The organism is Streptomyces canus (assembly GCF_030816965.1).
GTDB classification, from domain to species: domain Bacteria; phylum Actinomycetota; class Actinomycetes; order Streptomycetales; family Streptomycetaceae; genus Streptomyces; species Streptomyces canus_E.
On the sequence record NZ_JAUSYQ010000002.1, the window covers coordinates 3,790,685 to 3,808,568 of the forward strand.

Annotated in this window: 14 protein-coding genes; 13 read left to right on the forward strand and 1 reads right to left on the reverse strand. The window is 69.3% G+C overall.

Features of this window, described 5'->3' with window-relative positions; translation table 11 throughout:
- Positions 1-4: 4 nt before the first annotated feature.
- The 11 genes from QF027_RS18190 to QF027_RS18240 all read left to right on the forward strand — a co-directional run bounded on the left by QF027_RS18190 (position 5) and on the right by QF027_RS18240 (position 14,045).
- Complete coding sequence (locus tag QF027_RS18190; RefSeq protein WP_307075655.1) at positions 5-1,621, forward strand: carboxyl transferase domain-containing protein; 1,617 nt, start codon at positions 5-7, stop codon at positions 1,619-1,621.
- 6 nt (positions 1,622-1,627) lie between these two features.
- Positions 1,628-3,550 carry an acetyl/propionyl/methylcrotonyl-CoA carboxylase subunit alpha gene (locus tag QF027_RS18195; protein WP_307075657.1) on the forward strand — a complete coding sequence of 641 codons (1,923 nt, stop codon included), beginning with the start codon at positions 1,628-1,630 and terminating at the stop codon, positions 3,548-3,550.
- Complete coding sequence (locus tag QF027_RS18200) at positions 3,547-4,467, forward strand: hydroxymethylglutaryl-CoA lyase (protein WP_307075660.1); 921 nt, start codon at positions 3,547-3,549, stop codon at positions 4,465-4,467. Before QF027_RS18195 ends, QF027_RS18200 begins: the two co-directional genes overlap by 4 nt.
- Positions 4,468-4,474: 7 nt before the next feature.
- A complete protein-coding gene (locus tag QF027_RS18205) occupies positions 4,475-5,635 on the forward strand; it encodes an acyl-CoA dehydrogenase family protein (RefSeq protein ID WP_307075663.1) in 1,161 nt (386 codons plus the stop codon).
- A 129-nt stretch (positions 5,636-5,764) separates the two neighbouring features.
- A complete protein-coding gene (locus tag QF027_RS18210) occupies positions 5,765-6,811 on the forward strand; it encodes an ABC transporter substrate-binding protein (protein ID WP_307075665.1) in 1,047 nt (348 codons plus the stop codon).
- A gap of 34 nt (positions 6,812-6,845) precedes the next feature.
- Positions 6,846-7,679 carry a siderophore-interacting protein gene (locus QF027_RS18215; RefSeq protein ID WP_307075667.1) on the forward strand — a complete coding sequence of 278 codons (834 nt, stop codon included), beginning with the start codon at positions 6,846-6,848 and terminating at the stop codon, positions 7,677-7,679.
- Between the two features lie 141 nt (positions 7,680-7,820).
- Positions 7,821-9,263, forward strand: coding sequence for a lysine decarboxylase DesA (gene desA, locus QF027_RS18220; RefSeq protein WP_306980915.1), 1,443 nt, complete (start codon positions 7,821-7,823; stop codon positions 9,261-9,263).
- Positions 9,247-10,524 (forward strand): lysine N(6)-hydroxylase/L-ornithine N(5)-oxygenase family protein, encoded by a 1,278-nt coding sequence (locus QF027_RS18225; RefSeq protein WP_307075669.1) that lies wholly within the window; start codon positions 9,247-9,249, stop codon positions 10,522-10,524. Before desA ends, QF027_RS18225 begins: the two co-directional genes overlap by 17 nt.
- Complete coding sequence (locus QF027_RS18230) at positions 10,521-11,072, forward strand: GNAT family N-acetyltransferase (protein ID WP_307075671.1); 552 nt, start codon at positions 10,521-10,523, stop codon at positions 11,070-11,072. The genes QF027_RS18225 and QF027_RS18230 overlap by 4 nt, the downstream gene beginning before the upstream one ends.
- Positions 11,069-12,841, forward strand: a complete 1,773-nt coding sequence (locus tag QF027_RS18235; RefSeq protein WP_307075673.1) for an IucA/IucC family protein — start codon at positions 11,069-11,071, stop codon at positions 12,839-12,841. Before QF027_RS18230 ends, QF027_RS18235 begins: the two co-directional genes overlap by 4 nt.
- Before the next feature lie 310 nt (positions 12,842-13,151).
- Positions 13,152-14,045 carry a DUF4429 domain-containing protein gene (locus QF027_RS18240; RefSeq protein ID WP_306980908.1) on the forward strand — a complete coding sequence of 298 codons (894 nt, stop codon included), beginning with the start codon at positions 13,152-13,154 and terminating at the stop codon, positions 14,043-14,045.
- An 11-nt stretch (positions 14,046-14,056) separates the two neighbouring features.
- Here QF027_RS18240 and QF027_RS18245 read toward each other — a convergent pair whose 3' ends face one another.
- Entirely contained in the window at positions 14,057-15,619 is a 1,563-nt protein-coding gene (locus QF027_RS18245) for a purple acid phosphatase family protein (RefSeq protein ID WP_307075675.1), read from the reverse strand.
- Between the two features lie 165 nt (positions 15,620-15,784).
- Here QF027_RS18245 and QF027_RS18250 point away from each other — a divergent pair, with 165 nt between their 5' ends.
- Together QF027_RS18250 and glmS are read left to right on the forward strand one after the other, a co-directional pair.
- On the forward strand, positions 15,785-16,042 hold the full coding sequence (locus QF027_RS18250; RefSeq protein WP_057609677.1) for a hypothetical protein: 258 nt from the start codon (positions 15,785-15,787) through the stop codon (positions 16,040-16,042).
- A 12-nt stretch (positions 16,043-16,054) separates the two neighbouring features.
- Positions 16,055-17,872 (forward strand): glutamine--fructose-6-phosphate transaminase (isomerizing), encoded by a 1,818-nt coding sequence (gene glmS / locus QF027_RS18255; protein ID WP_306980903.1) that lies wholly within the window; start codon positions 16,055-16,057, stop codon positions 17,870-17,872.
- Positions 17,873-17,884 lie beyond the last annotated feature (12 nt).

The window sequence follows — 17,884 nt, forward strand, 5'->3', positions numbered from 1 at the left end:
GGACATGGATGAGGCACCCGAGCTGACGAGCGCGGCGGACCCCGCGTCGGAGGCCTGGCAGGCCAACGAGACGGCTCACCGCGCGCTCGTGGACGAGCTGCGGGACAAGCTCGCCGCGGCCCGGCTGGGCGGTGGGGAGAGGGCGCGCGAGCGGCACACCGCGCGCGGGAAGCTGTTGCCCCGGGACCGGGTGGACGCCCTCCTCGACCCCGGCTCGCCCTTCCTGGAGCTCGCTCCCCTCGCCGCCGACGGGTTGTACGACGGACAGGCCCCGGCCGCCGGGGTCATCGCCGGGATCGGCAGGGTGAGCGGGCGGGAGTGCGTCGTCGTCGCCAATGACGCCACCGTCAAGGGCGGCACGTACTACCCGATGACGGTGAAGAAGCACCTGCGCGCGCAGGAGGTCGCCCTCGACAACCGCCTCCCCTGCATCTACCTCGTGGACTCCGGCGGCGCCTTCCTGCCCATGCAGGACGAGGTCTTCCCGGACCGCGAGCACTTCGGGCGGATCTTCTACAACCAGGCCAGGATGTCCGGCGCGGGCATCCCGCAGATCGCCGCCGTGCTCGGCTCGTGCACGGCAGGGGGCGCCTACGTCCCCGCCATGAGCGACGAGGCCGTCATCGTCCGGAACCAGGGCACGATCTTCCTCGGCGGCCCTCCCCTCGTGAAGGCCGCCACCGGCGAGGTCGTCACCGCGGAGGAGCTCGGCGGCGGCGAGGTGCACGCACGCGTGTCCGGCGTCACCGACCACCTCGCCGAGGACGACGCCCACGCTCTCAGGATCGTGCGGAACATCGCCGCCACGCTCCCCGCGCGCGGGCCGCTGCCCTGGTCCGTCCGGCCCGCCGTGGAGCCCAAGGTCGATCCTTACGGCCTCTACGGCGCCGTCCCCACCGACTCCCGCACCCCCTACGACGTGCGCGAGATCATCGCGCGTATCACCGACGGCTCCCGGTTCGCCGAGTTCAAGGCAGAGTTCGGGCAGACCCTGGTCACCGGCTTCGCCCGGATCCACGGCCACCCGGTCGGGATCGTCGCCAACAACGGCATCCTGTTCTCCGAGTCGGCCCAGAAGGGCGCCCACTTCATCGAGCTGTGCGACCAGCGCGGCATCCCGCTCCTCTTCCTCCAGAACATCTCCGGCTTCATGGTCGGAAAGGACTACGAGGCGGGCGGCATCGCCAAGCACGGCGCCAAGATGGTGACGGCGGTCGCCTGCACGCGCGTGCCCAAGCTGACCGTGGTCGTCGGCGGTTCGTACGGCGCCGGGAACTACTCCATGTGCGGCCGGGCCTACTCCCCCCGCTTCCTGTGGATGTGGCCCAACGCCAAGATCTCCGTCATGGGCGGCGAGCAGGCCGCGTCCGTCCTCGCGACCGTCAAGCGGGACCAGTTGGAGCAGCGGGGCGAGAGCTGGTCCGCGGAGGACGAGGACGCCTTCAAGGCGCCCATCCGCGCCCAGTACGAGCGCCAGGGCAACGCCTACTACGCCACCGCCCGCCTCTGGGACGACGGGGTCATCGACCCGCTCGACACCCGGCAGGTGCTCGGCCTGGCCCTGACCGCATGCGCCAACGCGCCGCTGGGCGACCCCCAGTTCGGCGTCTTCCGGATGTGAGGACCCATGTTTGACACAGTGCTTGTCGCCAACCGGGGCGAGATCGCGGTCCGCGTCATCCGCACCCTGCGCGCCCTGGGCGTGCGCTCCGTGGCCGTCTTCTCCGACGCGGACGCCGACGCACGGCACGTCCGGGAGGCGGACACAGCGGTACGACTGGGCCCGGCGCCGGCCTCGGAGAGCTATCTGTCCGTCGAGCGGCTCCTGGAGGCGGCCGCCCGCACCGGCGCCCAGGCGGTCCACCCCGGTTACGGCTTCCTCGCGGAGAACGCCGCCTTCGCGCGTGCGTGCGCCGACGCCGGGCTGGTCTTCATCGGGCCGACGGCGGACTCCATCGCGCTGATGGGCGACAAGATCCGCGCCAAGGAGACCGTGGAGGCGGCCGGGGTGCCCGTGGTGCCCGGCGGCCGCGACCCCGATCTCGCCGAGGCCGCGCGCGCCTTGGGCGCGCCCGTACTGCTGAAGCCCAGCGCGGGCGGCGGCGGCAAGGGCATGCGGCTGGTCCGGGACCTGACGGCCCTCGAGGAGGAGATCGCCGCCGCCCGCCGCGAGGCCCGTGCCTCCTTCGGCGACGACACCCTGCTCGTGGAGCGGTGGGTCGACCGGCCCCGGCACATCGAGATCCAGGTGCTGGCGGACGGCCATGGGAACGTGATCCATCTCGGCGAGCGCGAGTGCTCCCTCCAGCGCCGGCACCAGAAGATCATCGAGGAGGCGCCCAGCGTCCTCCTCGACGAGGGCACGCGCGCGTCGATGGGCAAGGCCGCGGTCGAGGCGGCCCGTTCCTGCGGCTACCGGGGCGCGGGCACCGTGGAGTTCATCGTCCCGGGCGACGACCCGTCCTCGTACTACTTCATGGAGATGAACACCCGCCTCCAGGTGGAGCACCCCGTCACCGAGCTGATCACCGGTCTCGACCTGGTGGAGTGGCAGCTGCGGGTGGCGGCGGGCGAGCGACTTCCCTGCGCGCAGGAGGACATCACGCTCACCGGGCACGCGATCGAGGCCCGGATCTGCGCCGAGGTCCCGTCGAAGGGCTTCCTCCCCTCCGGCGGCACCGTTCTCCGCCTCCAGGAGCCCCAGGGCGACGGCGTCCGCACCGACTCCGGGCTCAGCGAGGGCACGGAGGTCGGCAGCCTGTACGACCCGATGCTGTCCAAGGTCATCGCGTACGGCCCGGACCGCGCGACGGCGCTCAGGAAGCTCCGGGCGGCTCTCGCGGAGACGGTGACGCTGGGCGTGCAGACCAACGCGGGGTTCCTGCGGCGGCTGCTGGCCCATCCGGCGGTGGTCGCGGGCGAGTTGGACACCGGGCTCGTCGAGCGCGTGGTGGACGACCTGGTCTCCACGGACGTACCGGAAGAAGTGTACGAGGCGGCGGCGGCCGTACGGCTTGAGGCGTTGCGTCCTCGCGAAGGCGGCTGGACCGACCCGTTCTCGGTGCCGAGCGGCTGGCGGATGGGGGGCTTCGGGAAGCCTGTCGGGTTCCCGCTGCGCGTGACGGGACTCGAGCCGGTCACTCACCGGAGCCGCGGTACCCACACCGTCACCGACGACCAGGTCACCGTCACCCTCGACGGCGTCCGCCACACCTTCCACCGCGCCGGTGACTGGGTGGGCCGTGACGGAGACGCCTGGCACGTGCACGACCACGACCCGGTGGCCGCGTCCCTCACCCGGAGCGGTCACGCCGGCGCGGACTCCCTCACCGCCCCCATGCCCGGCACGGTGACCGTCGTGAAGGTGGCGGTCGGGGACGAGGTGGCCGCCGGTCAGAGTCTGCTCGTCGTCGAGGCGATGAAGATGGAGCACGTCATCTCCGCCCCCCACGCCGGCACGGTCGCCGAGCTGGACGTCACGGCGGGCACGACCGTCGCCATGGACCAGGTGCTGGCCGTGATCGCACCGCACGAGGAGGTGGCGCAGTGACCCTGCCCATGACCGTTCCCCAGACCGGCCTGCCGGCCCGCGTCCGTATCCACGAGGTCGGCGCCCGCGACGGCCTGCAGAACGAGAAGGCGACCGTGCCCACCGAGGTCAAGGCGGAGTTCGTGCGCCGCCTCGCCGACGCGGGCCTCACGACGATCGAGGCCACCAGCTTCGTCCACCCCAAGTGGGTGCCCCAACTCGCCGACGCGGAGCAGTTGTTCCCCCTCGTGAGCGCTCTGCCCGTGGAGCTGCCGGTGCTCGTCCCCAACGACCGGGGCCTGGACCGGGCCCTGGCCCTCGGAGCCCGCCGGGTCGCCGTGTTCGCCAGCGCCACCGAGTCCTTCGCCAAGGCCAACCTCAACCGCACGGTGGACGAGGCCCTGGCGATGTTCGAGCCCGTCGTCGGCAGGGCGAAGGCCGAGGGGGTGCACGTCCGCGGTTATCTGTCGATGTGCTTCGGCGACCCGTGGGAGGGCGCCGTCCCGATCCCTCAGGTCACCAAGGTCTGCCGTGCGCTGCTCGACATGGGCTGTGACGAACTCAGTCTCGGCGACACGATCGGGGTGGCGACTCCGGGGCACGTACGGGCTCTCCTGACCGAACTCGACGTACCCGTGGACACGTTGGGCGTGCACTTCCACGACACGTACGGCCAGGCCCTCGCCAACACCTACGCCGCCCTCCAGCACGGCGTCACCACCGTGGACGCCTCCGCGGGCGGCCTCGGCGGCTGCCCGTACGCCAAGTCCGCCACCGGCAACCTCGCCACCGAAGACCTCGTGTGGATGCTGCAGGGCCTCGGCATCGACACCGGTGTCGACCTCGGCCGTCTCGTCGCCACCAGCGTGTGGATGGCCGAACACCTGGGCCGACCCAGCCCGTCCCGTACCGTCCGCGCCCTCTCCCACCAGGAGTGACCCACCGATGGACCACCGCCTCTCCCCCGAGCTGGAAGAACTCCGCCGCACGGTCGAGGAGTTCGCCCATGACGTAGTGGCGCCGAAGATCGGCGAGTACTACGAGCACCACGAGTTCCCGTACGAGATCGTCCGCGAGATGGGCCGCATGGGCCTGTTCGGGCTGCCGTTCCCCGAGGAGTACGGCGGTATGGGCGGCGACTACCTGGCGCTGGGCCTCGTGCTGGAGGAACTCGCGCGCGTGGACTCCTCGGTGGCGATCACGCTGGAGGCCGGCGTCTCCCTCGGCGCCATGCCCCTGCACCTGTTCGGCACGGAGGAGCAGAAGCGCGCGTGGCTGCCCCGGCTGTGCTCGGGCGAGATCCTGGGCGCGTTCGGCCTCACGGAACCGGACGGCGGCAGCGACGCCGGGGCGACCCGTACGACGGCCCGCCTGGACCCGGACACCGACGAATGGGTGATCAACGGCACCAAGTGCTTCATCACCAACTCCGGTACCGACATCACGGGCCTGGTCACCGTCACCGCCGTCACCGGGCGCAAGCCGGACGGCAAGCCGCTGATCTCCTCGATCATCGTCCCCTCGGGCACACCGGGCTTCACGGTCGCGGCACCGTACTCGAAGGTCGGCTGGAACGCCTCCGACACCCGTGAGCTGTCCTTCTCGGACGTCCGGGTCCCGGCGGCGAACCTGCTGGGCGAACAGGGGCGCGGCTACGCCCAGTTCCTGCGCATCCTCGACGAGGGCCGGATCGCCATCGCGGCCCTCGCGACCGGCCTCGCGCAGGGCTGTGTGGACGAGTCGGTGAAGTACGCGAAGGAGCGGGAGGCCTTCGGGCGGCCCATCGGCGCCAACCAGGCGATCCAGTTCAAGATCGCCGACATGGAGATGAAGGCTCACACGGCCCGGCTCGCCTGGCGGGACGCGGCCTCGCGCCTGGTCGTCGGCGAACCCTTCAAGAAGGAGGCGGCCCTCGCCAAGCTGTACTCCTCCACGATCGCCGTGGACAACGCCCGTGACGCCACGCAGATCCACGGCGGCTACGGCTTCATGAACGAGTACCCGGTCGCCCGCATGTGGCGCGATTCCAAGATCCTGGAGATCGGCGAGGGCACCAGCGAGGTCCAGCGGATGCTGATCGCACGGGAGTTGGGGCTGCCGGGTTAATCCGCAGACCACAGGGCACCCACAGCTTCGGCGGGGCGGCGCCCGCCCTCTGGACATTCAATGAGGTTAGGCTAACCTACATTCGAACTTGTCCGGCGGGCGCTTCGCCCCGTTCGAAAGCAGCCACACATGTCCCACGCACGAGCCGCCCATCTCACCCGCCGTGGCATCCTCGCCGCGGGCGGCGCACTCGGCCTCGGCGCCGTGCTCGCGGCCTGCGGTGACGACGACTCCGGCAGCGAGGGCTCGAGCAAGGAGACCACGGCCGCGAAGTCCGGACCGTGGACCTTCAAGGACGACCGCGGCACGACCGTGAAGCTCGACAAGGTTCCCACGAAGATCGTCGCCTTCGTCGGCGTCGCCGCCGCGCTCCACGACTACGGCATCGAGGTCAAGGGCGTCTTCGGTCCCACCAAGACCAAGGACGGCAAGGCCGATGTCCAGGCCGGCGACATGGACGTCAGCAAGCTGACGGTCTTCGGCAACGTCTGGGACCAGTTCAACGTCGAGCAGTACGCGGCCTTCGCGCCCGAGGTCCTCATCACCACGACCTTCGACAGCGCCGGCACCCTCTGGTACGTCCCCGCGGCCTCCGCGTCCAAGATCGCCAAATTGGCGCCGAGCGTGGCCGTCTCCGTCTACGACCGCCAGATCACCACGCCGCTCCAGCGGGTGTGGGAGCTGGCCGAGTCTCTCGGCGCCGACATGACGGCGACGAAGGCCACCGACGCGAAGAAGCGGTTCGAAGCGGCGTCGGAGCGGCTGCGCACCGCCGCCAAGGCCCACCCCGACATCAAGGTGCTCGCCGGGTCCGCGGCGCAGGACGTCTTCTACGTCTCCGGCACCAACCTGTCCATCGACCTGGAGTACTTCAAGGCGCTCGGCGTGAACTTCGTGGAGCCCCCGGCGTCCGTACTCAAGGCCTCCGGCGGCTGGTACGAGTCGCTGAGCTGGGAGAACGTCGACAAGTACGCGGCCGACATCATCATGATGGACGACCGTACGGCGACCATCCAGCCGGCCGACATCACCGAGGCGACCTGGAAGAAGCTGCCCGCGGTGAAGGCGGGGCAGGTCATCTCGCGGTCACCGGAGCCGATTCCGTCGTACGACAAGTGCGTGGCGATGGTGGAGAACCTCGCGAAGGCGATCGAGACCGCGAAGAAGGTCAGCTGAACCCGTACCCCTTCCTGAGCCCCAGGAGCCTCACATGACCACGGCCGTAGCCGCCCCGTTCCGTTTCTTCTCCCTCCAGGTCGTACGGACGAGGCGGCTCGGCCCGTCTCTTGTCCGGGTCAGCTTCACCGGAGAGGACCTCCGGCACTTCTTCTCCGACGGACGCGATCAGTCACTGTCCCTCTTTCTCCCCGCCGAGGGCCGGACCGAGCCCGGAGTGCCCGTCGAGCTCGGCGACGGATGGTGGCAGGCGTGGCGTGAACTCCCCGACGACGTACGGGCCGTGATGCGGTCGTACACGCTGCGCTCGCTCCGTCGAGACCCCGACGAGATCGACATCGACTTCGTGCTGCACGAGCCCGCCGGGCCCGCCTCCCGGTGGGCCGCACGTGCCGCCGCGGGCGACCGGGTCCAGTTGCTCGGGCCCGCCGTCGCCGACAACCGGGCGATCCGGTTCCGGCCGCCTGAGGACGCCGATCTGGTCCTGCTGTGGGGCGACGAGACCGCCCTGCCCGCCGTCTCCGCGATCCTCGAAGCCCTCCCCGCCGGCCAGCGCGCCCGCGTCTGGCTGGAGGTGCGTGATGCCGGGGACATCCAGGACCTCGCGACCGAGGCGGACGCCGAGATCACCTGGCTCGTGGCCGAGGAGACCGGCGCCGCGTGCTCCCCCGTGGCCCTCGGCGCCCTTCGGGATGCCCGACTGCCGGACGCCGAGCGGCCGTACGTCTGGATCGCGGGCGAGTCCGGGTGTGTGAAGGAGCTGCGGCGGCACTTCGTGCGGGAGCGTGGGATCGACCGGCGCCGGGTCACCTTCGTGGGGTACTGGCGGCAGGGGATGACCGAGGAGCAGCTGCGGGCGGCCGAGTAACTCCCGTCCACGTGACGCCAGTCACCGGTGAGGCAGGTTTTCCCCCGCGCTAATTAGGTTAGGCTTACCTAAGTTGAAGCCTGGGGCCCTGCCCCGCTCCTGCCCCGTCCCGCACGGATTTCCCCACCGGAGGGCCCCCGCATGCGCTCGCACCTGCTCAATGACACGACCGCGGAGAGCTACCGCCGCTCCGTGACCGAAGGAATCGAGCGGGTGGCGGCCAAACTCGCCACCACCACAAGGCCGTTCACCGGAGTCACCGTAGACGGTCTCAGTCCCCGCATCGACGAGATCGACCTCGACAAGCCCCTGCTGGACACCGCAGCGGTGCTCGACGAGCTGGAGGACGTCTACCTCCGCGACGCGATCTACTTCCACCACCCCCGCTACCTCGCCCACCTCAACTGCCCGGTCGTCATCCCGGCCGTGCTCGGCGAGGCCATCCTCTCGGCCGTCAACTCCTCCCTGGACACCTGGGACCAGTCGGCCGGCGGCACCCTCATCGAACGCAAGCTGATCGACTGGACGACCGCGCGCATCGGTCTCGGCGACAACGCGGACGGGGTGTTCACCTCGGGCGGGACGCAGTCCAACCTGCAGGCGCTGCTGCTCGCCCGTGAGGAGGCCAAGGCGAACACGACGGCCGGACTGCGCATCTTCGCCTCGGAGGTCAGCCACTTCAGCGTGAAGAAGTCGGCCAAGCTCCTCGGACTCGGCCAGGACTCCGTGGTCTCCATCCCCGTCGACCACGACAAGCGCATGCAGACCGTCGCCCTCGCCCGTGAGCTGGAGCGCTGCCGTCGCGACGGCCTGGTCCCGATGGCCGTCGTCGCCACCGCGGGCACCACCGACTTCGGTTCCATCGACCCGCTGCCCGAGATCGCCGAGCTGTGCGAGCAGTACGGCGCCTGGATGCATGTGGACGCGGCCTACGGCTGCGGGCTGCTCGCCTCGCTCAGGTTCCGGGACCGCATCGACGGCATCGAGCGCGCCGACTCGGTCACCGTGGACTACCACAAGTCCTTCTTCCAGCCGGTGAGTTCGTCCGCCGTGCTGGTACGGGACTCCTCGACCCTGCGTCACGCCACCTACCACGCGGAGTACCTCAACCCGCGCCGCATGGTGCAGGAACGTATTCCCAACCAGGTGGACAAGTCCCTCCAGACCACCCGCCGCTTCGACGCGCTCAAGCTGTGGATGACCCTGCGCGTGATGGGCGCCGACGGCATCGGACAGCTCTTCGACGAAGTCTGCGACCTGGCCGTCGAGGGCTGGAAACTGCTCGCCGCCGACCCCCGCTTCGACGTCGTGGTCGAGCCCTCGCTCTCCACGCTCGTCTTCCGCTACATTCCGGCCTCCGTCACCGACCCGGCCGAGATCGACCGCGCCAACCTGTACGCCCGCAAGGCCCTGTTCGCCTCCGGCGACGCGGTGGTCGCAGGCACCAAGGTGAGCGGCCGTCACTACCTGAAGTTCACCCTGCTCAACCCCGAGACGACGGTCGAGGACATGTCCGTCGTTCTCGACCTGATCGCCGGCCACGCCGAGCAGTACCTGGGAGAGTCCCTTGACCGCGCGTCCTGAAGTCCAGAACACGACCTACGATTTCGTGGGGATCGGGCTCGGCCCGTTCAACCTCGGCCTCGCCTGCCTCACCGAGCCCATCGCCGAACTCGACGGGATCTTCCTGGACTCGAAGCCCGACTTCGAGTGGCACGCCGGCATGTTCCTGGACGGCGCCCACCTCCAGACCCCGTTCATGTCGGACCTGGTCACCCTCGCGGACCCGACCTCGCCGTACTCCTTCCTCAACTACCTGAAGGAGAAGGGCCGGCTGTACTCGTTCTACATCCGCGAGAACTTCTATCCCCTGCGGGTGGAGTACGACGACTACTGCCGCTGGGCCGCGAACAGGCTGAGCAACGTCCGCTTCAGCACGACGGTCACCGAGGTGACGTACGAGAACGACCTCTATGCCGTGAAGACCGCGGCCGGTGAGGAGTTCCGCGCCCGCCACCTGGTCCTCGGCACCGGTACCCCGCCGTACATCCCGGAGGCCTGCCAGGGGCTGGACGGAGACTTCATCCACAACTCCCGCTACGTTCAGCACCGTTCGGAGCTGGTCAAGAAGGAGTCGATCACCGTCGTCGGCTCGGGTCAGTCCGCCGCCGAGATCTACCACGACCTCCTCGGCGAGATCGACGTCCACGGCTACCGGCTGAACTGGGTGACCCGCTCCCCCCGCTTCTTCCCCCTCGAATACACCAAGCTCACGCTGGAGATGACCTCCCCGGAGTACGTCGACTACTACCGCGAGCTCCCCGAGGCCACCCGCTATCGGCTCACCGCCGAGCAGAAGGGCCTGTTCAAGGGCATCGACGGCGACCTGATCAACGAGATCTTCGACCTGCTCTACCAGAAGAACCTCGGCGGCCCGGTCCCCACCCGTCTGCTCACCAACTCCTCGCTGAACAGCGCGCGTCACGAGAACGGCACGTACACGCTCTCCTTCCGCCAGGAGGAGCAGGAGAAGGACTTCGAGATCGAGTCACAGGGTCTCGTCCTCGCCACCGGCTACAAGTACGCCGAGCCAAAGTTCCTGGCGCCCGTCAAGGACCGCCTGGTGTACGACTCCCAGGGCAACTTCGACGTGTCCCGCAATTACGCGATCGACGTGACGGGCAGAGGCGTCTTCCTCCAGAACGCCGGCGTCCACACCCACAGCATCACCAGCCCCGACCTGGGCATGGGTGCCTACCGCAACAGCTACATCATCCGAGAGCTGCTCGGCACCGAGTACTACCCGGTCGAGAAGACGATCGCGTTCCAGGAGTTCGCAGTATGACCTTCACCTTCCGCCCCCTCGACCCCCTGAAGGACGCCGAGCTCCTGCACGGGTGGGTCACCCATCCCAAGGCCGCGTTCTGGATGATGCAGGACGCGAAGCTCGAGGACGTCGAGCGCGCGTACATGGACATCGCGGCCGACGAGCACCACCACGCCCTGCTGGGGCTCCGCGAGGACGGCGAGCCCGCCTTCCTGATGGAGAAGTACGACCCCGCCCACCGCGAGCTCGTCGGGCTGTACGAGCCCCGGCCGGGCGACGTCGGCATGCACTTCCTGACCCCGGCGACCGACACGCCCGTCCACGGGTTCACCCGGTCCGTCATCACCGCCGTGATGGCCCATCTCTTTGAGGACCCGGCCGTTGAGCGGGTCGTCGTGGAGCCGGACGTCTCCAACAAGGCGGTCCACGCCCTGAACGAGGCCGTCGGGTTCGTGCCCGAGCGCGAGATCCAGAAGCCGGAGAAGACGGCCCTGTTGAGCTTCTGCACGCGGGAACGCTTCTTTGAAATTCAACACGGCGTGGCCGCGACGGGGGTGACCGCATGAGCCTCGCCGACGCCGTGGCCCATCTGTCCCCCGAGCGCTGGGAGACCGCCAACCGCCTGCTGGTCCGCAAGGGCCTCGCCGAGTTCGCGCACGAGCGGCTGATCGAGCCCGAGGAGACCGACAAGGACCAGTACGTCGTCCGCAGCGACGACGGCAAGACCCGCTACGACTTCACGGCCGTCCGCCGCGCCCTGGACCACTGGCAGATCGACGCCGACTCGATCACCCGCCACCGCGAAGGCACCGAACTCCCCCTCGCCGCCCTGGACTTCCTCATCGAACTGAAGCAGACCCTGGGCCTGAGCGACGAGATCCTGCCGGTCTACCTGGAGGAGATCTCCTCCACCCTCTCGGGCACCTGCTACAAGCTCACCAAGCCGCAGGTCCCGGTCGCCGAACTCGCGAAGAGCTCCTTCCAGGCCATCGAGTCCGGCATGACCGAGGGCCACCCCTGCTTCGTCGCCAACAACGGCCGGCTCGGCTTCGGCATCCACGAGTACCTCTCGTACGCCCCCGAGACCGCGAGCCCGGTCCGCCTGGTCTGGCTCGCCGCCCACCGCTCACGCGCCGCGTTCACGGCCGGGGCCGGCATCGAGTACGAGTCCTTCGTACGCCAGGAGCTGGGCGAGGCGACCGTCGAGCGCTTCTACGGCGTCCTGCGCGACAAGGACCTCGACCCGGCCGACTACCTCCTCATCCCGGTCCACCCCTGGCAGTGGTGGAACAAGCTCACCGTCACCTTCGCCGCCGAGGTCGCCCGCGGGCTGCTGGTCTGCCTGGGCGAGGGCGACGACGAGTACCTGGCCCAGCAGTCCATCCGGACCTTCTTCAACCGGTCGAGCCCGGAGAAGCACTATGTGAAGACGGCCCTGTCGGTCCTCAACATGGGCTTCATGCGCGGACTTTCGGCCGCATACATGGAGGCGACCCCGGCCATCAACGACTGGCTCGCCGGGCTGATCGAGGGCGACCCGGTGCTGAAGTCGACGGGCCTCACGATCATCCGCGAGCGGGCGGCCGTGGGCTACCGGCACCTGGAGTACGAGGCGGCCACCGACCGCTACTCGCCGTACCGCAAGATGCTCGCCGCGCTGTGGCGCGAGAGCCCGGTCCCGTCCCTCCAGGACGGCGAGTCGCTCGCCACCATGGCCTCGCTGGTGCACGTCGACCACGAGGGCAGGTCCTTCGCGGGCGCCCTCATCGAGCGGTCGGGGCTCACCCCGACCGACTGGCTGCGCCGCTACCTCCGCGCCTACTACACCCCGCTCCTGCACAGCTTCTACGCCTACGACCTGGTGTTCATGCCGCACGGCGAGAACGTCATCCTGGTCCTGAAGGACGGCGTGGTCGAGCGGGCGATCTACAAGGACATCGCCGAGGAGATCGCCGTCATGGACCCGGAGGCGGTGCTGCCGCCGACGGTCGAGCGGCTGCGTGTCGAGGTCCCCGACGACACGAAGCTGCTGTCGATCTTCACGGACGTCTTCGACTGCTTCTTCCGCTTCCTCGCCGCGAACCTCGCCGCTGAGGGAATCCTGGAGGAGGAGGACTTCTGGCGCACGGTCGCCGAGGTCACCCGCGACTACCAGCACTCGGTGCCCGAACTCGCCGACAAGTTCCGTCAGTACGACATGTTCGCGCCCGAGTTCGCCCGGTCCTGCCTCAACCGCCTCCAGCTGCGCAACAACAAGCAGATGGTGGACCTGGCGGACCCGTCGGGCGCGCTCCAGCTGGTCGGCACGCTGAACAACCCCATCGCGGGCCGGTAGGACGGCCTCGACAGCCAGGCGGGGCCCGGGAGTACGGTCCTCCCGGGCCCTGTCCTTTTCCGGCTCATGAGTGAGGGGGATTCCAGACTCAGGCTGCCTCTGGGAGCAGCGCTCCCGGGGGTCTTGCGCCTTCGGCGTCAGCCGGGTGGAGACCAGCCCGGACGAGCATTGGCACGACGCGCTCCGCGCCCACCAACCGGATACGGCGACGCCTGTCGACCGGGACCGCCGGGAGGGCGGCTGTCTTCGTTCTCGACGACGCCCTGGACGAAGCGCTCGGCGACCGAGTCCCGGATGCCAGAATTTCCCCATGGCGGAAATCCTCCAGAGGGACGGCACTTGGATCTTCGACGGCGACGCCCTGCGGCTGACGCCGGGAAGGGACAAGAGCGTCGGGCTGCTCCGCAGGACGCTGGGTGAACTCGTCGTTCCGCTGGGCGCGTTGGCGGGCATTTCCCTTGAACAGGGCAAGAAGAGCGGCCGGTTGAGACTGCGGCTGCGCGACGGCGCCGACCCCCTGCTGCATGCGACGGGCGGCCGGTTGAGCGAGCCGCACGACCCGTACCAGCTGACCGTCGAGTCGGACCGCTACGGCGTCGCCGAGTACTTCGTGGACGAGGTCCGGAGCGCCCTGCTTCTGGATGAGGTCCCCACCGATCCGGTCACCGAGTACCTGCTCCCCGGCCCGGCCGTTCCCCTGTCCGTCTCCGCCGGTGACGGCACCGCCGCCTTCGACGGCGAGCACATCCGGCTGGAGTGGAACTGGAAGACGGAGGACGCCAAGGCCTCCGCGGGGCCCCGCACCCTGGCCCTGACCGATGTCGTCGCCGTGGAATGGCAACCCGCGGCCGGCCTGGAGAACGGCCACCTGCGCTTCACCGTGCGGCACGCCCCGACGAAGGCCCCGCCGAAGTACGACCCCAACGCGGTGGAGCTGTGGGGCTTCAAGAAGGACCCGCTGATGGCGTTGGTCGCGGCGGCGGTCCAGGCCAGGCTGCCGCACCCGGCGCGGGCCGCCGCCATCGACGTACGCACAACGCGGGACGTACGACCGGAAACGCCTTCTTCTCCGGTCGGCTCCGCCGAGGACGGTCACGATGCCCTCCTGCGCCGGCTGCGCGAGCTCGGTGAGCTGCACCGCACGGGTGTCCTGACGGACGAGGAGTTCACGATGGCCAAGCAGGCGATCCTCAAGCGGATGTGATCCGAGGCGGGTTACTTCGCCCTGCGCGCCACCGTGAAGTGGTCGATGCGGTCACCGGTCTCGGCGATGCCCGACACCTTCAGCTTGGCGTAGTGGCCCCGTGCTGCGGGTTCCACGTCCACGCGCAGGAAGGAGTAGTTGAGGTAGCGCACCCGGGACCAGGCGACGGTCTCGTTGACCTTGCCGTCCTTGGTGTTGATGAAGGAGGCGACGGAGTCCTGCTCGTCGAGGTGGCCCTCGTAGGAGTCCGGCGCGGAGAACGCGTACAGGCTGCGGCCCGCGGCGCCCGCCGTGACGTAGACGACCCCTTCGGTCTCGGAGTAGGCCGTCTCGCCGATCGGGAGCTTCTTGGCGACCTTGTCGCCCTTGATGACGTCGGTGCGCTCGTACTGGTGGTTGTGACCGTTGATGACCAGGTCCACCGTGTACTTCTCGAACAGCGGCACCCACTCCTGGCGCACGCCCCCCTCCGAAGCGTGCGCGGTGGAGGTGCAGTAGGCGCAGTGGTGGAAGAACACGATGATGAAGTCGATGTCCTTCGCGGCCCGGTACTTCTTCAGCTGCCCCTCGAACCAGGTGGTCTGGGTGCCGCCGGAGATGCCGAGGTTGGCCGGGATCTCGAAGGAGACGTCGTTCGGGTCCAGCGCGATGACCGCCGTGTTGCCGTAGACGAAGGAGTACACGCCCGGCAGGTGCGCCGTGTCCGGCCCGTTGTCCGGGAGCGTGAAGCGGGCCTCCTCGCCGCCGTAGCCGTTGGGCGAGTACCAGGCCTCCATGTCGTGGTTGCCGTAACTCACCATCCACGGCACGGACTTGGCCACCGACTCGGTCTGGGCGAGGAACTGGTCCCACACGCGCGAGTCGAAACCCGTGTCGGCGGACTTGCCCTGGCCGGCCGGATCGGCGTAGGCGATGTCGCCGGCGTGCAGGTGGAAGGCCGGGTTCTGGCCGAGGAGCAGGCTGTCGTTGGCCAGGCCGTGGTAGCTGACGCCCTGGTCGCCGAAGGCCGTGAAGGTGAACGGCTTCTTGTGGGCGGGCGCGGTGGTGAAGGTGCCCAGGGTGCCGGTCAGGTGCGGCTCGGCCGGATCGAAGCCCTGGTGGCCGACACCGTAGTAGTAGGTCTGGCCGGGGCGCAGCCGGCTCAGCCTGGCGTGCACGTAGTACTGCGTGTGATCGCCGCCGGCGCCGACGCCGGCCGGGGTGTACAGGGTGCGCACCTCGGCCTCGATCTTGTGGGAGAGGTCCCAGGGGCGGGCGCCGATCCGGATGAACGGCTTCTTGACCGCGACCGGCACCTGCCACGAGACGGTCATCTCGGTGCGCGCGTCGTTGCCGTAGGCGAGGTGACGGCCGAAGGGGGCGACGAGAGCGCCGTCGACGCTCTCGGCGCCGGCGAAGGTCCGGGTCGGCGTGGCGGCCTGGGCGACGGCGCCCGGCACGAACGCGCCACCCGCGACGGCGCCCAGCGTGACGGCGCCGCCTCTGATCATGGTGCGCCGGGAGAATCTGGCGCGCAGGTACTCGTGCTGCTCGGCCATGCTCATGTGCTCGGCGAGCTGGTCGGGTACGCCCATACGAGGAATGTCCATGACGTCTGAAACTCGTCGCCATGAGCAACGAGGTGTAAGACGCAGCATGGACAGCTTGCGAACAGACGTCCATAAGAACATCAACAGCACCTTGCCCGATACCGGGCAGGATTCTTGCGAATCGGCTCGCGGTACCCCAGGATCTACCGGGTGCACGACGACCTGGTTGATCATCTGACGCGGTCCACGCCCCTGAGCCGGGGCGAGGCGCTGCGGGTGATCCAGGACGTGCTCGCCTACTTCGACGAGACGACCGTGGAGTTCGTCCGTCGCCGCCACCGCGAACTCCAGGCGCAGGGTCTGGTGAACACGGAGATCTTCGGACGGATCGAGGCGGATCTGAAATACCGAGCGGTGGCACCGCCCGAGCTCACGCTCAGGCAGCTACGGCGCATCGTCTACGGCTAGGAATGCATACACATGTGCGGAATCGTCGGTTACATCGGGAAGCGTGATGTCGCCCCCCTGCTCCTGGAGGGTCTGCAGCGCCTGGAGTACCGCGGCTACGACTCGGCCGGCATAGTCGTCACCTCGCCGAAGACGGCCGGCCTGAGGATGGTCAAGGCCAAGGGCCGGGTGCGCGACCTGGAGGCGAAGGTCCCGGCCCGCTTCAAGGGCACGACCGGCATCGCCCACACCCGCTGGGCCACCCACGGCGCCCCCTCCGACGTGAACGCCCACCCGCACCTGGACGCCGAGGGCAAGGTCGCCGTCGTCCACAACGGCATCATCGACAACGCCTCCGACCTGCGCCGCAAGCTGGAGGCGGACGGTGTCGAGTTCCTCTCCGAGACCGACACCGAGGTGCTCGTCCACCTCATCGCGCGCTCCCAGGCGACCAACCTGGAGGACAAGGTCCGCGAGACCCTGCGGGTGATCGAGGGCACCTACGGCATCGCCGTGATGCACGCCGACTTCAGCGACCGCATCGTGGTGGCCCGCAACGGCTCCCCGGTCGTCCTCGGCATCGGCGAGAAGGAGATGTTCGTCGCCTCGGACATCGCCGCACTGGTCGCCCACACGCGGCAGATAGTGACGCTGGACGACGGCGAGATGGCCACGCTCAAGGCCGACGACTTCCGCACCTACACGACGGAGGGCACCCGCACGACGGCCGAGCCCACCACCGTCGAGTGGGAGGCCGCCTCCTACGACATGGGCGGCCACGACACCTACATGCACAAGGAGATCCACGAGCAGGCCGACGCCGTGGACCGCGTCCTGCGCGGCCGCATCGACGACCGCTTCTCCACCGTGCACCTGGGCGGCCTCAACCTGGACGCCCGCGAGGCCCGTCAGATCCGCCGCGTGAAGATCCTCGGCTGTGGCACCTCGTACCACGCGGGCATGATCGGCGCCCAGATGATCGAGGAGCTGGCCCGCATCCCCGCGGACGCGGAGCCCGCCTCGGAGTTCCGTTACCGCAACGCGGTCGTGGACCCGGACACCCTCTACATCGCGGTCTCGCAGTCCGGTGAGACCTACGACGTCCTCGCGGCCGTCCAGGAGCTCAAGCGCAAGGGCGCGCGCGTCCTGGGCGTGGTGAACGTGGTCGGCTCGGCGATCGCCCGGGAGGCCGACGGCGGCATCTACGTGCACGCGGGCCCGGAGGTCTGCGTGGTCTCCACGAAGTGCTTCACCAACACGACGGTGGCCTTCGCCCTCCTCGCCCTCCACCTGGGCCGCACCCGTGACCTGTCGGTCCGCGACGGCAAGCGGATCATCGAGGGCCTGCGCAAGCTCCCCGCGCAGATCACCGAGATGCTGGAGCAGGAGGAGCACATCAGGAAGCTGGCCGAGCAGTACGCCGAGGCCCGCTCGATGCTCTTCATCGGCCGGGTGCGGGGCTACCCGGTGGCCCGCGAGGCGTCCCTGAAGCTCAAGGAGGTCTCCTACATCCACGCTGAGGCCTACCCCGCCTCCGAGCTCAAGCACGGCCCCCTGGCCCTGATCGAGCCTGCCCTCCCGACGGTGGCGATCGTCCCCGACGACGACCTCCTGGAGAAGAACCGCGCCGCTCTGGAGGAGATCAAGGCCCGCAGCGGCAGGATCCTGGCGGTCGCCCACCAGCACCAGGAGAAGGCCGACGAGACGATCGTGGTCCCGAAGAACGAGGACGAACTGGACCCCATCCTGATGGGTATCCCCCTCCAACTCCTCGCGTACCACACGGCCTTGGCGCTGGGCCGGGACATCGACAAGCCGAGGAACCTCGCCAAGTCGGTCACGGTGGAGTAGTCGCCCCGAAGG

Bases quoted from the DNA above. Each gene is read 5' to 3' on its own strand.
- QF027_RS18245 (WP_307075675.1), bottom strand. From the start codon at position 15,619: ATGGGCGTACCCGACCAGCTCGCCGAGCACATGAGCATGGCCGAGCAG.
- desA (WP_306980915.1), top strand. From the start codon at position 7,821: ATGCGCTCGCACCTGCTCAATGACACGACCGCGGAGAGCTACCGCCGC.
- QF027_RS18235 (WP_307075673.1), top strand. From the start codon at position 11,069: ATGAGCCTCGCCGACGCCGTGGCCCATCTGTCCCCCGAGCGCTGGGAG.
- QF027_RS18195 (WP_307075657.1), top strand. From the start codon at position 1,628: ATGTTTGACACAGTGCTTGTCGCCAACCGGGGCGAGATCGCGGTCCGC.
- QF027_RS18230 (WP_307075671.1), top strand. From the start codon at position 10,521: ATGACCTTCACCTTCCGCCCCCTCGACCCCCTGAAGGACGCCGAGCTC.
- QF027_RS18210 (WP_307075665.1), top strand. From the start codon at position 5,765: ATGTCCCACGCACGAGCCGCCCATCTCACCCGCCGTGGCATCCTCGCC.
- QF027_RS18215 (WP_307075667.1), top strand. From the start codon at position 6,846: ATGACCACGGCCGTAGCCGCCCCGTTCCGTTTCTTCTCCCTCCAGGTC.
- QF027_RS18240 (WP_306980908.1), top strand. From the start codon at position 13,152: ATGGCGGAAATCCTCCAGAGGGACGGCACTTGGATCTTCGACGGCGAC.
- glmS (WP_306980903.1), top strand. From the start codon at position 16,055: ATGTGCGGAATCGTCGGTTACATCGGGAAGCGTGATGTCGCCCCCCTG.
- QF027_RS18190 (WP_307075655.1), top strand. From the start codon at position 5: ATGGATGAGGCACCCGAGCTGACGAGCGCGGCGGACCCCGCGTCGGAG.
- QF027_RS18205 (WP_307075663.1), top strand. From the start codon at position 4,475: ATGGACCACCGCCTCTCCCCCGAGCTGGAAGAACTCCGCCGCACGGTC.